Origin of the sequence: Pseudobutyrivibrio sp. JW11, assembly GCF_900115355.1 — a bacterium.
GTDB lineage: Bacteria > Bacillota > Clostridia > Lachnospirales > Lachnospiraceae > Pseudobutyrivibrio > Pseudobutyrivibrio ruminis.
On record NZ_FOWB01000008.1, the window covers coordinates 33,558 to 48,019 of the forward strand.

Here is a 14,462-nt window from a genome sequence, read left to right on the forward strand (position 1 = left end):
TATTTCTCAAGCGAGACATGTTGTCAAGCGGAGAAATCATCAGGCTTGTAGCTGTAACAAGATAGCTACATAGACTGTCTGTATATACTGATTTATTTAGCTGATGCTTTAAGTAGCTCAACAATTTCCTTTTCTGTAGTAAGGGCGAGAACCTTCTCTGCAAGAGCGTCAGCCTCAGCCTTTGACCACTTAGAAATAATTGAACGTGCTGTAAGCACAAGTACAGGGTTAACACTGTATTCCTTTAATCCGAATGAGATAAGGAGTGGAATCATAAGTGGATCTGCAGCGGCCTCGCCACACATACCAACAGTGATGCCAGCAGCGTTACCTGCCTCGATAATGTTCTTGATAGAACGAAGTACAGCTGGCTGGAATGCTGAGTAAAGATATGCAACTTCTGCATTTCCTCTATCAACACTCATTGTGTACTGTGTTAAGTCGTTTGTTCCGATTGAGAAGAAATCAGCTTCCTTTGCAAGGATGTCAGCGATAAGTGATGCAGCTGCTGTCTCTACCATGCAACCAACCTCGATGTTCTCATCGAACTTAACGCCTTCTGCTCTAAGCTCATTCTTGCACTCCTCAACGAGAGCCTTTACGGCGCGAACCTCGTCTACACAAGTAACAAGTGGAATCATGATTTTAACGTTTCCGAATGCACTAGCTCTGAGGATACCTCTAAGCTGAATCTTGTACATATCAGAATTTGCTAAGCAATATCTAACTGCTCTATATCCGAGGAATGGGTTTTCCTCTTTTTCAAGTCCGAGATATGGAATATCCTTGTCACCACCGATATCAAGTGTACGGATGATAACTGTACGGCCACCCATGATTTCTACAGCTTCTTTGTAAGCCTCGAACTGCTCTTCCTCTGTAGGAAGGTGTGGTCTATCCATAAATAAGAACTCTGAACGGAAAAGACCGATGCCTTCGCCGTCGCATTCAACAGCCTTTCTAGCATCCTTTGGAGTACCGATGTTACAGAATAATTCAAGCTCTGTTCCATCAGCTGTAACTGTCTTCTGTCCAATGAACTTCTTAAGCTCTGCCTGAGCCTTAACGAACTCTTCACGCTTAATTACGTACTGAGAAATAACTTCTCCGTCTGGGTTAATGTAAACATCACCCTCAGTACCATCTACGATTGCTGTATCCTTGTCCTTAACGATTTCTGTGATGTTAGGAACTGAAAGTACAGCTGGGATCTCAAGTGCTCTAGCAAGAATTGCAGAGTGAGATGTCTTACCACCAACTTCTGTAATGATACCTACAACGTTCTCCTTAACAATCTGAGAACACATAGAAGGTGTAAGATCATGAGCAACAAGTACTGTACCTGGTGCTACCTTGCTAATATCAACATCCTCAATGCCAAGTAAAAGCTTGAGTAAGCTGATCTTGATATCAGAAATATCTGATGCACGCTGACGCATCATATCATCTTCCATCTTTGAGAACATGCCAATGAACATATCGCAAACAGCTGTAACTGCAGCTTCTGCGCACTGACCAGCTTCGATCATCTTTGTCATCTCGCCAGCCATTGTAGGATCAGCGATCATTGCAAGGTGACCTTCCATGATCTCTGCTTCCTTAGGACCGATGTTCTTTCTGATGTTTTCAGCCATAGCTGATGTCTCTGTCTTGAATGCTTCGATTGCGTTATTGAATCTAGCCTTCTCTGCCTCAGTATCATCGATATGCTTAGATTCAAAGCTTAAATCGTGCTCAACAATAAGACAAATGCTTCCGATACCAATACCTCTAGACGCTTCAATGCCTTTGTACATAAGTATCCTCCTGTATTAGTCTCCGAGACCGCTCTCTACTAACTCTACTGCCTTTGCAAGTGCAGCTTCCTCATCAGAACCAGTACACTGGATCTCGATTTCAGCACCACACTTAATGCATGCAGCCATAAGCATCATAACGCTCTTTCCGTCGTATGAGTTACCGTTGAATACAATCTTAACATCTGAATCGAATGGTGTAACTGCTGCGCTGAACACTGTAGCTGGGCGCATGTGCATACCCTGTTCGTTAGTTACCTTTACCTTCTGTGAAACCATAAATAAAACTCCTTTCGTTTCGCAAAATACAATTATCTATTTTATGTGTCTATACTTTATAGAATAAACGGGAAGTCTATAAAGTACAAAAACATAAAATCCATTCCGGGGGAGCATAGTCCCCCAGAATGGTTTTTTATCGTTCAATATATTAACAGATTCTGAACTATTCTTCTACAGTTTTTTTCAATAAGCCAAGAAGTACACAGCTTACGATTGAACCAACTGCAAGTGCTACAAGGTAAAGTGCCCAGTGACCAACTACAGGGAATACGAAGATTCCACCGTGTGGAGCCATAAGAGTACATCTAAATACCATTGAAAGTGCACCAGCTACACCAGAACCAACCATAAGTGAAGGAATTACGTGAAGTGGATCTGCTGCTGCGTAAGGAATAGCACCCTCTGTGATGAAGCAGAAGCCCATGATGAAGTTAACTGGGCCAGCCTTTCTCTCAGCAACTGTAAACTTCTTAGGGAAGATAAGTGTTGCAAGAGCGATAGCGATTGGAGGAACCATACCACCAACCATAACTGCTGCCATGATCATCCAGCCTACTTCGTTCTGCTCTGCAAGAGCTGCTGTACCGAATACGTATGCTGCCTTGTTAAGTGGGCCACCCATATCTGTTGCCATCATTGCACCAAGGATAATTCCAAGTGGTACAAGTGATGTTGTTCCCATGCTTGAAAGAACACCAGAAATCCAAGCGTTAAGTGCACCAACGATTGGGTTAACAGCGCACATGATAACACCGATTACTGCAATACCGCAAAGTGGGTAAATAAGAACTGGCTTGATACCTTCAAGAGACTGTGGAAGCTTGTCGCAAAGCTTCTCGAGCCACTTCATGAAGTAACCAGCTGCAAAACCTGCTACTAAAGCGCCAAGGAATGCTGATGGAATGTTTCCACCTGGAGCTGCAAATGTAGCACCAGAAGCTGCAAGAGCACCACCAACGAAACCAACTGCAAGACCTGGTCTGTCTGCGATTGACTGAGCGATGAAACCAGCAAGAATTGGAAGCATGAATCCAAATGCTGTACCACCAACTGTCTTGAACCAAGCTGCTACTGGAGTGTTCATACCAAAGTTGCTTGGATCAATTGAGTAATCATCAAGTAAGAATGCGATAGCGATAAGAATACCACCACCGATAACGAATGGAAGCATGTGTGATACACCATTCATAAGGTGCTTGTAAAGCTGACGTCCTATAGACTCGTTGCTATCGTCAGACCTCTTAGATACTGCGCCTGTGTGATGATAAACAGAAGCTGTCTCAGCCTTATCGAAAAGCTTCTCTGGTGTGTGGATAGCATCCTTTGTAGATGCAAGTACAACCTTCTTACCATCGAATACGCTCATATCTACGTTCTTGTCTGCAGCGATGATAACTGCATCTGCTTCTTCGATTTCCTTTGCTGTAAGAGGATCCTTAGCTCCGCCAGAACCATCTTTTTCTACTCTAAATGCAATACCAAGCTCTTTAGCCTTCTGCTCAAGAGACTCAGCTGCCATAAATGTATGTGCAATACCTGTTGGGCATGCTGTTACTGCAACGATCTTCTTTGTGCCTGAAGCAGCCTTTGAAAGATCTGTCTTGTTTGCGCTTGCTGCGTCCTTCTCAGCTTCCTTTGCATCGATGTGTGCAAGGAACTCGTCAACTGACTTTGACTCAACAAGAGTCTTGCAGAATGCAGGGTCCATAAGCATCTGCATAAGCTTTGAAAGAACCTCAAGATGTGTATCAGCGCCACCCTCTGGAGCTGCGATCATGAATAATAAATTACTTGGCTTACCATCAAGAGCCTTGTAATCAACACCTGCTGGGCATGTGATTGCAACAAGACCAGCCTTCTTAACTGCTGCTGACTTTCCGTGTGGTACTGCAATACCATTTCCAATAGCTGTTGTGCCCTTTGCCTCACGTGCAAGGATTGCCTCTTTAAATCCTGCTACATCGCTTAAGTTGCCTACTTCGTTATGAAGAGCAATAAGCTTGTCGATTGCCTCGTCCTGAGAAGCTATCGCCTCTTGAAGCTTGATCCCTCTAGGATCGATAAACTCTGAAATTTTCATATTCCCTCCTACATGTGTTTAAAAAATAATATATATTAACTGCCTTCTCCGAGTAAGCAGCTAATTACAATGTTTTATAAAGTGCATCGATATCTGCAGCCTGTGCAAGACCATCAGAGAATGCTGTTGCAGAACCTGCAGCTGTTCCCATCTTTAACGCTACATCGTAGTCCTTTGTCTTCATGTAACCTGCAACGAAACCAGCAACCATTGAATCACCAGCTCCTACTGAGTTGCGAACCTTTCCCTTAGGTACGCCGATGCGATATCTGTTTCCATTTTCATCAACAAGCATTGCGCCGTCGCCAGCCATTGAGATAAGAACGTTTCTAGCGCCCATTTCCTGAAGCTTTAATGCTCCCTCGTAAATCTCGTCGTCTGTCTTAAGCTCTTTGCCTACGATTTCGCCAAGCTCAAAGTTGTTTGGCTTGATTAAGAATGGATGATACTTTAATACGTTTGTAAGAAGATCCTTAGTAGCATCAACTACAAACTCAATTCCCTTGCCATCTAAAGCAGAAAGAATTCTTTCATATACATCATCTGGTAAAGAATTTGGAATTGATCCAGCGAGAATAAGTACATCGCCCTCTACCAGCTTTGAAAGCTTATTGAAAAGTTCCATCTGTGCAGCTTCGTCAATCTTTGGTCCCTGAGCGTTAATCTCTGTTTCCTCTGTTGCCTTAAGCTTTACATTGATACGTGAAATGCCTTCTTTTAATTCGATGAAATCTGTGTCGATTCCTGCAGCCTTAACACCTGCGTCAATTGCATGACCTGTGAAACCTGCGATAAATCCTAATGCTGTACTCTTTAATCCAAGCTCTGAGAGAACCATTGATACGTTGATTCCCTTACCTCCGAAATAGTATTCCTCACTTGAAGAACGGTTTGTCATGCCTGGAAGTAAATCTCCATCCATACGCACAACATAATCCAATGCTGGATTGAATGTAACAGTATAAATCATTACGTTTCCTCCTAGTTTATTCTGCACATACTTTTACTACTGTGTGATTAATATAATCTCTAGCCTGTAGCTTATCTGTGATGATGCAGCAATCACCAATCTGCGCAAATGTGACCGAATTAATCTGGTCAAATTTGGTGTGGTCTGCCAAAACGTATGACATATAAGCATGTCTGATTGCTTCTGTCTTAATCATGGCCTCGTCCACATCTGGTGTGGTAAACCCTGCATGAATTGAAATGCCATTGGTTCCCATGAAGGCTTTTGTGAAATGATATTTACGAATAAACTCGACACAATCTGGACCAACCACCGCTTCTGTTGGTGCTTTGAGCCTGCCGCCAATCATTATGGTTTCTAGGCCTTTGTCCATAAGCTTCTTTGCATGAACTACACCATTTGTAATGTACTTTGCCTTGCGATTATCTATGTAATCAATCATTGTCAGTGTTGTAGTTCCTGCATCGATGTACACAAAATCATTGTCCTGTATAAGCCCTGCTGCATATTTGCTGATGCAATCTTTTTCAGCTACATTTTTGCTAGCCTTTGCCTTTACTGCGTCCTCTTTGGTGTTTACATCCAAAGTAGAGATTGCAGTAGCACCTCCAAATACCTTCACCAGTTGCTTAGAACGATTGAGTGCATTGATGTCTCTTCGTATGGTAGCTGCTGATGTATCAAGCAAATCTACCAACTCATTTACTGAAACCGCCTTTTTTTCATTGACTATTTCAATTATTTTTGCCCTTCGTTCTTCTGTTAGCATTTTCCACCCCTTGAACAAATTCGATTGAATTTGATTGTTCTAAGGAAAATATAACACCATACCTCGGGCATTGCAATCACAAACGCTCATAAATGAGCATATGTAATCAAATTCTGTCACTATTACCATTTCAGGGTGGTATATTTTGTAACTATTTTACTAACAGAAAAGGGAAGACACTGTGATAATGCCTTCCCTTATTTGATTATTTCTTCGACAACTTGTCCTCATACATGCGTTTGTCAGATAATTCGTACATCCGTTCCTTATCCATAGACTCTGTATAAGCAGACACTCCAACTGAGACCTTTATCTTTATAGGCTCATTGTCTATTCGTTTAATCCTAGAAATCTTACTATTAAATTCCTGCGTGATGCTTTCAATCTCTTCCTTACACTGGAACTGATGCAAAATTGCAAACTCGTCTCCGCCTATTCTAAAAGCGAGACTGTTGTTATAGGTTACTTCCTTTACGCATTTGCTTACAGCCTTAAGAACTAAATCGCCAAATCCATGACCATAATGATCATTTACGTGTTTAAACCTGTCCACATCGAAAATCATCAGGACGAAATCAGTTTTATCCGTATTGTATTGCTCTATATATTTATCAATAATTACTTCAAATGCTCTTCTGTTAAGCACACCTGTTAATTCATCTGTGGTAGAGAGAATTTCCAAATTAGCCTTTTCTTTTTCATTATCAGTAATGTCCATAAAGAAGCCCAGTAATCCTGCTGTTTCTCCATTGATTACTAATGGTTGTTTGCTTGCAGCAATATTTCTAAGCTCTCCTCTAACGATGCACTCACCATGGACATTTCTAATTGCCTTTCCTTCATTTATTACAGAAAGTTCATCCTGCTTAAATGGTTCTGGATTAATATGCCATCCCATATCTTCATCGTTTTTGCCCTTGATGCTATCCACTGATTTTAGGCCATAGTAATCCAGGAACATCTTATTTGCTCCTAAGAATCTACGGTCTTTATCCTTCCAGAAAACACCTACCGGTACCTGGTCCAGGATATTTGCATATGTATAATCCTTCACCATTTCAGGATTTACTTCAATTTCATCTATCTTTTTATGATTGATAAAGTCACTCAAATAATGAGACATTGCAGTAGGAGCCTCTGATACACAGCTCAAAAGTGCCTCCCTACCATATATATCAACAATTCTTGTGGTGACAGATTTCCACACATAATCACCACTTGAATCCAGGATTCTAAACAATCCGATTTTGACACCACCCGGTTCATATAGAAGTCTTGCTTTTGCAGTCTTCAAGTCCATAAGCTTATAGAAGTATTTTCTATCCTCTTCTAATACTCTTTTTTCTCCCAACTCCTTTATCATTTCATTTGCTTTTAAATTCCTGTCACGCACATGCACGCTTCCACTAGAAAGATAAACATTCTCATAATAAATCCCATCTAATCCAAATACATCAATGCACTCATAGAATGAGAAAATATAATTGCTTACCATCTTTGTTTTTTGTTCGTAACTTTCATTCAGATAACTTGCCAATGCTCTGATTGAAACTAAATATGCATCTGTATCAGTATCAATATCATATGCAATGTGACGGGCTCTCATATTAATAATCTGGCCATTTTCCACGAACTCTATGCTCTCTGCCTCGCCAGATTCCTTTGCTCGTAAACACATTTTCCAAAAATCATCTCTTTGTACCCAAGTCTGATCATTATCGTTATTTATCATGTCCTGAGCTACCTGCATATCCTCATAGCCATGAATCAATATAGATTTTTTAAATCCCTCATTTGCATAAGCAAATCTCCAGCGATTATTGCGCACCACGCCCATGGCAAGAGGGAGGTCGTTTTCTGTGACATTGTTTGGAACACCTTCCAATGGATTCTGGCGAAGAAAGTCCGTCTTTCCAACCATGTCCAGGAATTTTCTGTAATCAAGATTCTCGTAATTATAGCCAGACCTCTCCACTTCCTCCATGCTCTCTTCAAGTGGCAAAGGCCTTCCGATATAGTATCCCTGCAACAACTCGCAGCCTAAAAGCTTCAAGAAATCATATTGCTCTTTTGTTTCTACACCCTCTGTCAATGTATGAATTCCCACATTTTTAAGCATAGAAACCGCGTGCTTTAATACAATCTTTCCTTTATCAGATGTATCGAAATTCTGGAGGAATTCCATATCAATTTTTGCCAAATCAAACTGAAAATCCTTCAGCAAATTCAAGGATGAATATCCACTTCCAAAGTCATCCATCCAGACAATATAGCCATTTGTTCTTAATCTGGATATTTGTTCCTGAATGAATCTAGGATTATCTATCATGACACTTTCAGTCACTTCAAGTCTGATTATTTCTTTTTCTGTATCATATTTTTCAATCAAACTATCCACATAGGTCAAAATATCCAGGGTTTCAAAATCTATTCTTGAAAGATTGACTGAAACCGGAACAGCTGCTTTTATACCAGCTTTTTTCATTTCTGAAAAAGTTTTTACAACCTGCTCAATCACATAACAATCAATCCTGTGAATCATTCTGTATTCTTCCAAAACAGGTATAAATTCATCAGGATAATAAACTCCCTTCGGAGTAATCCAACGAACCAAAGCTTCCCAACCACAAATATTTCCCGTTAGGCTTCTAACAATTGGCTGATAGTAGACTTTAATATATCCATTTTCCAATGCCTCATCTAGGGAATCAATTATCTTTTGCTTTCTATGTACCGTTCCGCCCAGCTCATCATCATAAAATCTGTAGTCGACATCATACTTTTTCTTTATACTGACGCAGGCCATTCTTGCTCGGTCCACGCATCTTGAAACATCTATGTTGTCATCTTCTAATATGTAAACACCAGCTTTTAGCTCAATATTTATTTTTCTTTGTAGTGCCTTTACACGTTTTCTTGTTTCAACTATTGAAGGCACTATCTGTATACTATTTGTACAAACTACAAAATGGTCCCCAGAGAATCTGGCTACAAGCTGATTTTTGAAAATATCTTTTAAAATACTACCTATACTAATTAAAAGCTCATCACCTTTTTCAAAGCCATAGTTTGCGTTGTAGAGCTTAAAGTTTTCCATATCAAAGAAGACAAACCCATACTCTACTTGTTTGTCTCTTGTGTTGATAAGCTCCTGCCCCCACTCTATAAAAGCGTGTTTATCCAGAAGTCCTGTCAATTCGTCTCGATTGTCCTTTAAAAACTCACTCTTCCCCATTACTTAGCCCTTTTCTTCTCCGATAATACATTCTATCACTCATTTGTGAATAAATTTTATACATTCCATGTATTGTAAAATAAGGGCCACCTTTCCTGATAAAATCAAGAAAGATGGCCCTCATGATGGCTAACAAGTTTATTTATGCAATTGCTTTTCCATCTGCCTTAGCAGCTGCTCCCTGAGCGATTGGAATAAAAATCATAGCAATGATGTAGCAAAGTACATACATAGGAATGAAAGTTCCGATAAATGCAAACAAGAATGCTGGCGCTGGAGCTCCTGCAAAAAGCTGCACATTTACAAAGTTCATTGCAAGTCCGATGATTGCAACAAAGATAAGTACAACTGGAACATTTCCTAAAAATCTTCCTGGAACACTCTCAGGATCAACTTTAAATAATCCTGGAAATTTCATAGCAATAAGTGGAATAGGGAATAGCGCATTTACGATACACGCTAATATGAATCCTAGCAGTATATTAATTGGAAGTGCTGGAGTAGCTAAATTTGCAGCATTTCCTGAAAAAATCATTCCACCAATTGACATAGCTGTTGCCAATGGAATATTCATTACTAAGTTAAATACAATAAAGAACTTTAAACTTGGTTTTCCCATTTCGTTACCCTCCCAATAATTCAATTAGACTGCCTTCGATGGTGAAGGAGTTGGCTCACATACTGATGTGAAGTGCTCTTTACGAGCCTTAAACTCAGGATCCTTGAAGAGGTTCATAAGACGTCCCTCGTTCTCAAAGATATCATCGCCGTGAAGCTTCTTTCCTGAAATTGTGTCATGAGCCTTGTGCTCATCTTCTGGAGCAAACTTGAACTTGAATGCACCGTCTACAACCTCAAGTGTTCCCTCAAGACCGCAAAGCTCGCATACACAGTGAGTTGTGCCTGGGAAGATGTAGAAGTTGTTACCATTGCAGTGAGGACATGCACCTGGCTCGCCCATCCACTTAGCATTGTCAACATCCTTTGCAGCTTCAACAAGGTTGCGTCCGATCTGTCTCATACGCTCAACCTTCTCATCCTGCATAATTACATCCTTTGACCATGAGAAGAACTCATTGTTTACTACAGTCCAAGCTGGGCTCATTGCAAGCATAGCGTGATCTGTCTCAACACGGCATGCCCAGTCAGATCCACCGATACCTACGAAAGAAATTGCCTTCTTCTTTAAGTACTTAGGATCAAGACCTTCCTTACCCTGCTCCTTGAGCTTTCCATCAAGCATGTACATCATTCCGATGTCATGTCCAGGGCCCATACGGTCACATAATACGTGGAATAATCCAGATCCACCTGACTCATAAATTGGGTCAACTACGAGAACGCCATCTGCCTCAGCCATCTTATCGAAAAGCTTTGCAAAATCATCCTTCTGAGAGCAAACCATGCCCTTACCCATTACTAAACTTCTAGAGCAAGCAACACAGCCTGTACAGTACTTGATGTCCCAATCAAATACGTGGATAAACTCGATTTCTGCCCCCATTTCTTTTGCTGCTTCAAGAGCAACACGGCACATTGTATCGTTGTTGCCGTTTCTTGTTCCGCATGAAAGTCCTAAAATTTTCATACCATAAACCTCCTAAATAGTTATTAGTTCCTTTTATAAAATTGTTCCGCTGAACATTTTTATCTAGTTATTTGCCATACGCTAATTTAGTTACTGGCTTCTCTATAACAAGACTTGTAATAAGGCCTACAATATGAAGAATAGGATAGGTTGAAAACCAAACTGCTATAAGCGAATCCCCAACTCCAACATTAATAATGGCCATACAGAAGCTTACTATGGTCACGTATATTGCATTTACGATGAAATTCCTTGCCAACATTTCAAGGAAGGTACCAGGTTTCTGGTTGCAAACTTTTTCTGCAAACCAGCTTCCAATCATCCCCATCGGAAGAATAACTGCTGCAACTGTGTTGATTGTAAAAGCACAGCAGCATCCTCTTACCCATCCGGCCAAGGAATCTCCGCCTGCTAGTATGGTTGCTGTAGTATTGATAGAAAGCGCCATACATACATTGATGATTACATTCCATTTGAAAAAGCGAATTTTATCATCCATTTTTATTTTCCTTTCGCGGGTCTTTTAATTAATAAAGTACAGATTGTTGCAAGAACTATTGCCCCAATCATAATCATGAAAATGCTAAGATATGTGCCTTGCATGTCGTAAATCATACCTGCAAGAGTCCCTCCGAATGATGCCAATAGCAGATTCAAATTGATAATCGAAAAGTTAACTGGATAATTCTTAACACCGTAAAAATCCATTATGTATGCAGAGTTTGTAGGTGTTACTCCTCCGTATGAAAGACCGAAGAAAATAAATCCAATTACAACAAGTGGCAAACTAACTGAGTTGATAGCTACGATGTTGATAAGAACTGAAACCAAGAAAAGTCCGCAGTTTAAAAGCATTGTTTTCTTCTGTCCCAGCTTGTCATACAAGCCACCAAAGATTACTCTTCCAATTCCGTTGAAAACAGAAATAAGTCCTACGATTGTTGCAATAGAGCCTGCTGCAAGTGCAGGGGCTGTCTCTGTAACAATTCCACTTGCCTGCGCGATTAAAGCTAATGCTGCTGCACTAAGCAATATCGCATATACGAAGTAAAGCCAGAAGCTTACCTTCGACACCATCTCTAATGTGGTGAAATCCTCTGAAGTGTTCTTCTTAGTTTCTTTATCCTCTACTGCATATACTTTCTGCTCTTCAGCAGTAGGTTTTCTGACGATAAATGCGCCTATTAAAATTACCGCAAATACGATAATTCCAAGAGCCTTGAACTCAGCTCTCCATCCGAAAGAGCTTAAAAGAGCTGCGTAGACTTTTCCTATAATGAAAGCACCTATTCCAAATCCCATAAGAAGGATTCCAGAGATAAGTCCCTTTTTGTCTGGGAACCATTTTGTAACGCTTCCCATTACAGCGTTATAAGAAAAACCTGCACCAAGGCCAGCTAACACTCCAAAACCTAAATAAAGCATTCCAATAGAAGAAATCATGCTGACTAATTCAAAGCCAATTAAGAAAAGCACTGCAGATGCAATGAAGATGTATCTTGTCTTTACCTTGTCTGCCACAAGTCCTGCAACAAGACCTCCTATACAAAAGAAGCTCATTGCAAGTGTGAAGGTAAGGGAAAGAGCTCCCTTACTCCAAGATGTAAACTCTGCAGCGATAGGACTTGAAAGTACACTCCATGCGTAGATTAGTCCTGCAAACAGAAGCACAATTACTCCTGCGATTGCATAAATCCATCTATTTGTTTTATTCATTTATAAACTCCAAATTTCCAATAAGATTATTCGTAAATTCTTGCCTTTTCCTGGCCTCTCATAACACGAAGAGTGCCTTCAGCAAGAGCCTTCATTTCGTTTTCACCTGGAATTACTTCGATAGGTCCAACGAAACCAACGTGCTTTTTGATTGAGTCTACGAACATATCTGAATAAGCAAGACCGCCTGTAAGTACGATGTAGTCAACCTTTCCGTCAACTGATGGAGCGATACGTGCAATTGTCTTTGCTGTATTGAGAGCCATTGCCTCAAAAAGAAGAGCTGCCTCTTCGTTTCCGTCAACAACCATCTGCTCAACTTCGCGCATGTCTGCTGTTCCAAGGTAAGAAGCGATACCACCCTTACGCTGGAGCTTCTTCATCATTTCTTCCTTTGTGTACTCGCCGCTGTAGCACAAATCTACAAGTGCGTATGTAGGAAGTCCGCCGGCACGCTCTGGCGCAAATGTTCCGATTTCATCGTTGAAGAAATCAACAATCTGTCCATTAGAATGAAGGTTTACTGTGATACCTCCACCAAGGTGAGCTACGATGATGTTTACCTTGTTATAATCAATCCCCTTATCTGCACAAAGCTTGAGGGCTGCTGCTCTTGTATTTAAGTTGTGTCCCTTGGCTGGAACTCTAACGCCCTTAAGTCCTGTGATTTTGTTTACCTCTGTCATCTCGTCAACTGTGATAGCATCGTAGATGTAAGCCTTTACGCCGATTTCCTGTGCAAGGCTATATGCAATGCCTGCGCCAAGATTTGAAGCATGCTGATCAACTGGGTGGAAACGTAATGTATCAACCATCTTCTCATTTACTTCATAAGCGCCAGTCTTTACTGGAGGAAGTGCTCCACCACGACCTACGATTGCTCCAAGAGAATCAAGCTTATCGCCATGCTTTGCAAGGCATGCCATGATTAGTTCTTTTCTCATATCAAGCTGATCATAGATTGTTGGGTAGTTCTTTAAGTCATCCATCGAGTGAGCAATACTTTCAACCCATTGCTGTTCATCAGCCTGATAAACAGCAATTTTTGTTGAAGTAGAGCCTGGATTGATGACAAGAATTTTTTCATTTGCCATGTTTTTCTCCTTATTTAACAGCTGCTGCAGAAACAACTATTGAAAGATATTTCTCCTCAGCCGATGAACCTCTTGAAACCATAACGATTGGGCACTTTGCACCTACGATAAATCCGGCCATCTTTGCACCACAGCTTATTGCATACATCTTTCCCATGATGTTTCCAGCATGGATGTTTGGAGCAACAAGTACATCTGGGTCGCCAGCGATTCTAGACTCAAGTCCCTTGAAATCAGCAAGGTCTTTTCTCATAACGCAGTCGTACTGGATAGGTCCTTCTACGATACAATTTGTAATCTCGCCTCTTTCGTTCATTGCCTGAAGCTCTGCTGCATCAACAGACTCTGGCATCTTTGGATTAACCTTCTCAACACATGCAAGAACACCAACCTTTGGGCAGTCATATCCCATAGCTACAAGTGTGTCTACTGTGTTCTGGATAATCTCCTTCTTCTGCTGAAGGTCTGGATATGTAACCATACCGCCATCAACTGGAAGAATTACTTTGTGATAAGTTGGAACTTCGAACATTGTGAAGTGAGACATAAGTCTTCCCTGTCCAAGTCCGTATTCCTTATTAACAACTTCCTTAAGGATAATTTTTGTATCAACCTTACCCTTCATAAGGAAATCTGCCTTGCCTGAGCTAACAAGCTTTACAGCTGTTTCGCAGGCCTTCTGTAAATCATCAGCAGGAACATCGATGATGTTTTCCTCAGGAATTTCTTCCTTAAGCTTTGCTAAGATTTCTGTAATGATTGCCTTCTCACCAACAAGAATTGGCTCAACAATGCCTTCGCGTCGAGCGTGAACAACAGCTTCAAGTGTATGATCATCGTTTGCACATGCAACTGCCATAATCTTTCTTGAAGGATTGCCCTTTACCTTTGCGATAAGCTCATCAAAATTATGAAATACCATACGCTTTACC

At 40.8% G+C, this 14,462-nt stretch carries 12 protein-coding genes; all 12 read right to left on the minus strand.

The window, feature by feature from the left end; all coding sequences use genetic code 11:
* Positions 1-92: 92 nt before the first annotated feature.
* Positions 93-1,796 carry a phosphoenolpyruvate--protein phosphotransferase gene (gene ptsP / locus BM102_RS08640; protein ID WP_090481028.1) on the minus strand — a complete coding sequence of 568 codons (1,704 nt, stop codon included), beginning with the start codon at positions 1,794-1,796 and terminating at the stop codon, positions 93-95.
* 15 nt (positions 1,797-1,811) lie between these two features.
* Entirely contained in the window at positions 1,812-2,075 is a 264-nt protein-coding gene (locus BM102_RS08645; RefSeq protein WP_090481030.1) for an HPr family phosphocarrier protein, read from the minus strand.
* Positions 2,076-2,241: 166 nt separating this feature from the next.
* On the minus strand, positions 2,242-4,158 hold the full coding sequence (locus tag BM102_RS08650) for a PTS fructose transporter subunit IIABC (protein ID WP_090481033.1): 1,917 nt from the start codon (positions 4,156-4,158) through the stop codon (positions 2,242-2,244).
* Positions 4,159-4,222: 64 nt separating this feature from the next.
* Entirely contained in the window at positions 4,223-5,128 is a 906-nt protein-coding gene (pfkB, locus tag BM102_RS08655) for a 1-phosphofructokinase (protein WP_033152758.1), read from the minus strand.
* A gap of 16 nt (positions 5,129-5,144) precedes the next feature.
* Positions 5,145-5,897, minus strand: a complete 753-nt coding sequence (locus BM102_RS08660; RefSeq protein ID WP_074791441.1) for a DeoR/GlpR family DNA-binding transcription regulator — start codon at positions 5,895-5,897, stop codon at positions 5,145-5,147.
* Between the two features lie 205 nt (positions 5,898-6,102).
* Positions 6,103-9,132 (minus strand): EAL domain-containing protein, encoded by a 3,030-nt coding sequence (locus BM102_RS08665; RefSeq protein WP_090481036.1) that lies wholly within the window; start codon positions 9,130-9,132, stop codon positions 6,103-6,105.
* 142 nt (positions 9,133-9,274) lie between these two features.
* Positions 9,275-9,751 (minus strand): hypothetical protein, encoded by a 477-nt coding sequence (locus BM102_RS08670; RefSeq protein ID WP_044936473.1) that lies wholly within the window; start codon positions 9,749-9,751, stop codon positions 9,275-9,277.
* Positions 9,752-9,775: 24 nt separating this feature from the next.
* The gene (locus tag BM102_RS08675) at positions 9,776-10,720 is read right to left on the minus strand and encodes a flavodoxin family protein (protein WP_044936475.1); all 945 of its coding nucleotides are present in this window, start codon (positions 10,718-10,720) and stop codon (positions 9,776-9,778) included.
* A gap of 67 nt (positions 10,721-10,787) precedes the next feature.
* Entirely contained in the window at positions 10,788-11,219 is a 432-nt protein-coding gene (locus BM102_RS08680) for a hypothetical protein (RefSeq protein WP_090481039.1), read from the minus strand.
* 2 nt (positions 11,220-11,221) lie between these two features.
* Positions 11,222-12,436 carry an MFS transporter gene (locus tag BM102_RS08685; protein WP_090481043.1) on the minus strand — a complete coding sequence of 405 codons (1,215 nt, stop codon included), beginning with the start codon at positions 12,434-12,436 and terminating at the stop codon, positions 11,222-11,224.
* 26 nt (positions 12,437-12,462) lie between these two features.
* Positions 12,463-13,530 carry a butyrate kinase gene (gene buk / locus BM102_RS08690; RefSeq protein ID WP_044936478.1) on the minus strand — a complete coding sequence of 356 codons (1,068 nt, stop codon included), beginning with the start codon at positions 13,528-13,530 and terminating at the stop codon, positions 12,463-12,465.
* Between the two features lie 10 nt (positions 13,531-13,540).
* A complete protein-coding gene (locus tag BM102_RS08695; RefSeq protein WP_090481046.1) occupies positions 13,541-14,452 on the minus strand; it encodes a phosphate acyltransferase in 912 nt (303 codons plus the stop codon).
* Positions 14,453-14,462: the final 10 nt, after the last annotated feature.

What these genes read in the sequence shown, in the direction of transcription:
- ptsP (WP_090481028.1), bottom strand. Translation starts at nt 1,796, where the DNA reads ATGTACAAAGGCATTGAAGCGTCTAGAGGTATTGGTATCGGAAGCATT.
- BM102_RS08645 (WP_090481030.1), bottom strand. Translation starts at nt 2,075, where the DNA reads ATGGTTTCACAGAAGGTAAAGGTAACTAACGAACAGGGTATGCACATG.
- BM102_RS08650 (WP_090481033.1), bottom strand. Translation starts at nt 4,158, where the DNA reads ATGAAAATTTCAGAGTTTATCGATCCTAGAGGGATCAAGCTTCAAGAG.
- pfkB (WP_033152758.1), bottom strand. Translation starts at nt 5,128, where the DNA reads ATGATTTATACTGTTACATTCAATCCAGCATTGGATTATGTTGTGCGT.
- BM102_RS08660 (WP_074791441.1), bottom strand. Translation starts at nt 5,897, where the DNA reads ATGCTAACAGAAGAACGAAGGGCAAAAATAATTGAAATAGTCAATGAA.
- BM102_RS08665 (WP_090481036.1), bottom strand. Translation starts at nt 9,132, where the DNA reads ATGGGGAAGAGTGAGTTTTTAAAGGACAATCGAGACGAATTGACAGGA.
- BM102_RS08670 (WP_044936473.1), bottom strand. Translation starts at nt 9,751, where the DNA reads ATGGGAAAACCAAGTTTAAAGTTCTTTATTGTATTTAACTTAGTAATG.
- BM102_RS08675 (WP_044936475.1), bottom strand. Translation starts at nt 10,720, where the DNA reads ATGAAAATTTTAGGACTTTCATGCGGAACAAGAAACGGCAACAACGAT.
- BM102_RS08680 (WP_090481039.1), bottom strand. Translation starts at nt 11,219, where the DNA reads ATGGATGATAAAATTCGCTTTTTCAAATGGAATGTAATCATCAATGTA.
- BM102_RS08685 (WP_090481043.1), bottom strand. Translation starts at nt 12,436, where the DNA reads ATGAATAAAACAAATAGATGGATTTATGCAATCGCAGGAGTAATTGTG.
- buk (WP_044936478.1), bottom strand. Translation starts at nt 13,530, where the DNA reads ATGGCAAATGAAAAAATTCTTGTCATCAATCCAGGCTCTACTTCAACA.
- BM102_RS08695 (WP_090481046.1), bottom strand. Translation starts at nt 14,452, where the DNA reads ATGGTATTTCATAATTTTGATGAGCTTATCGCAAAGGTAAAGGGCAAT.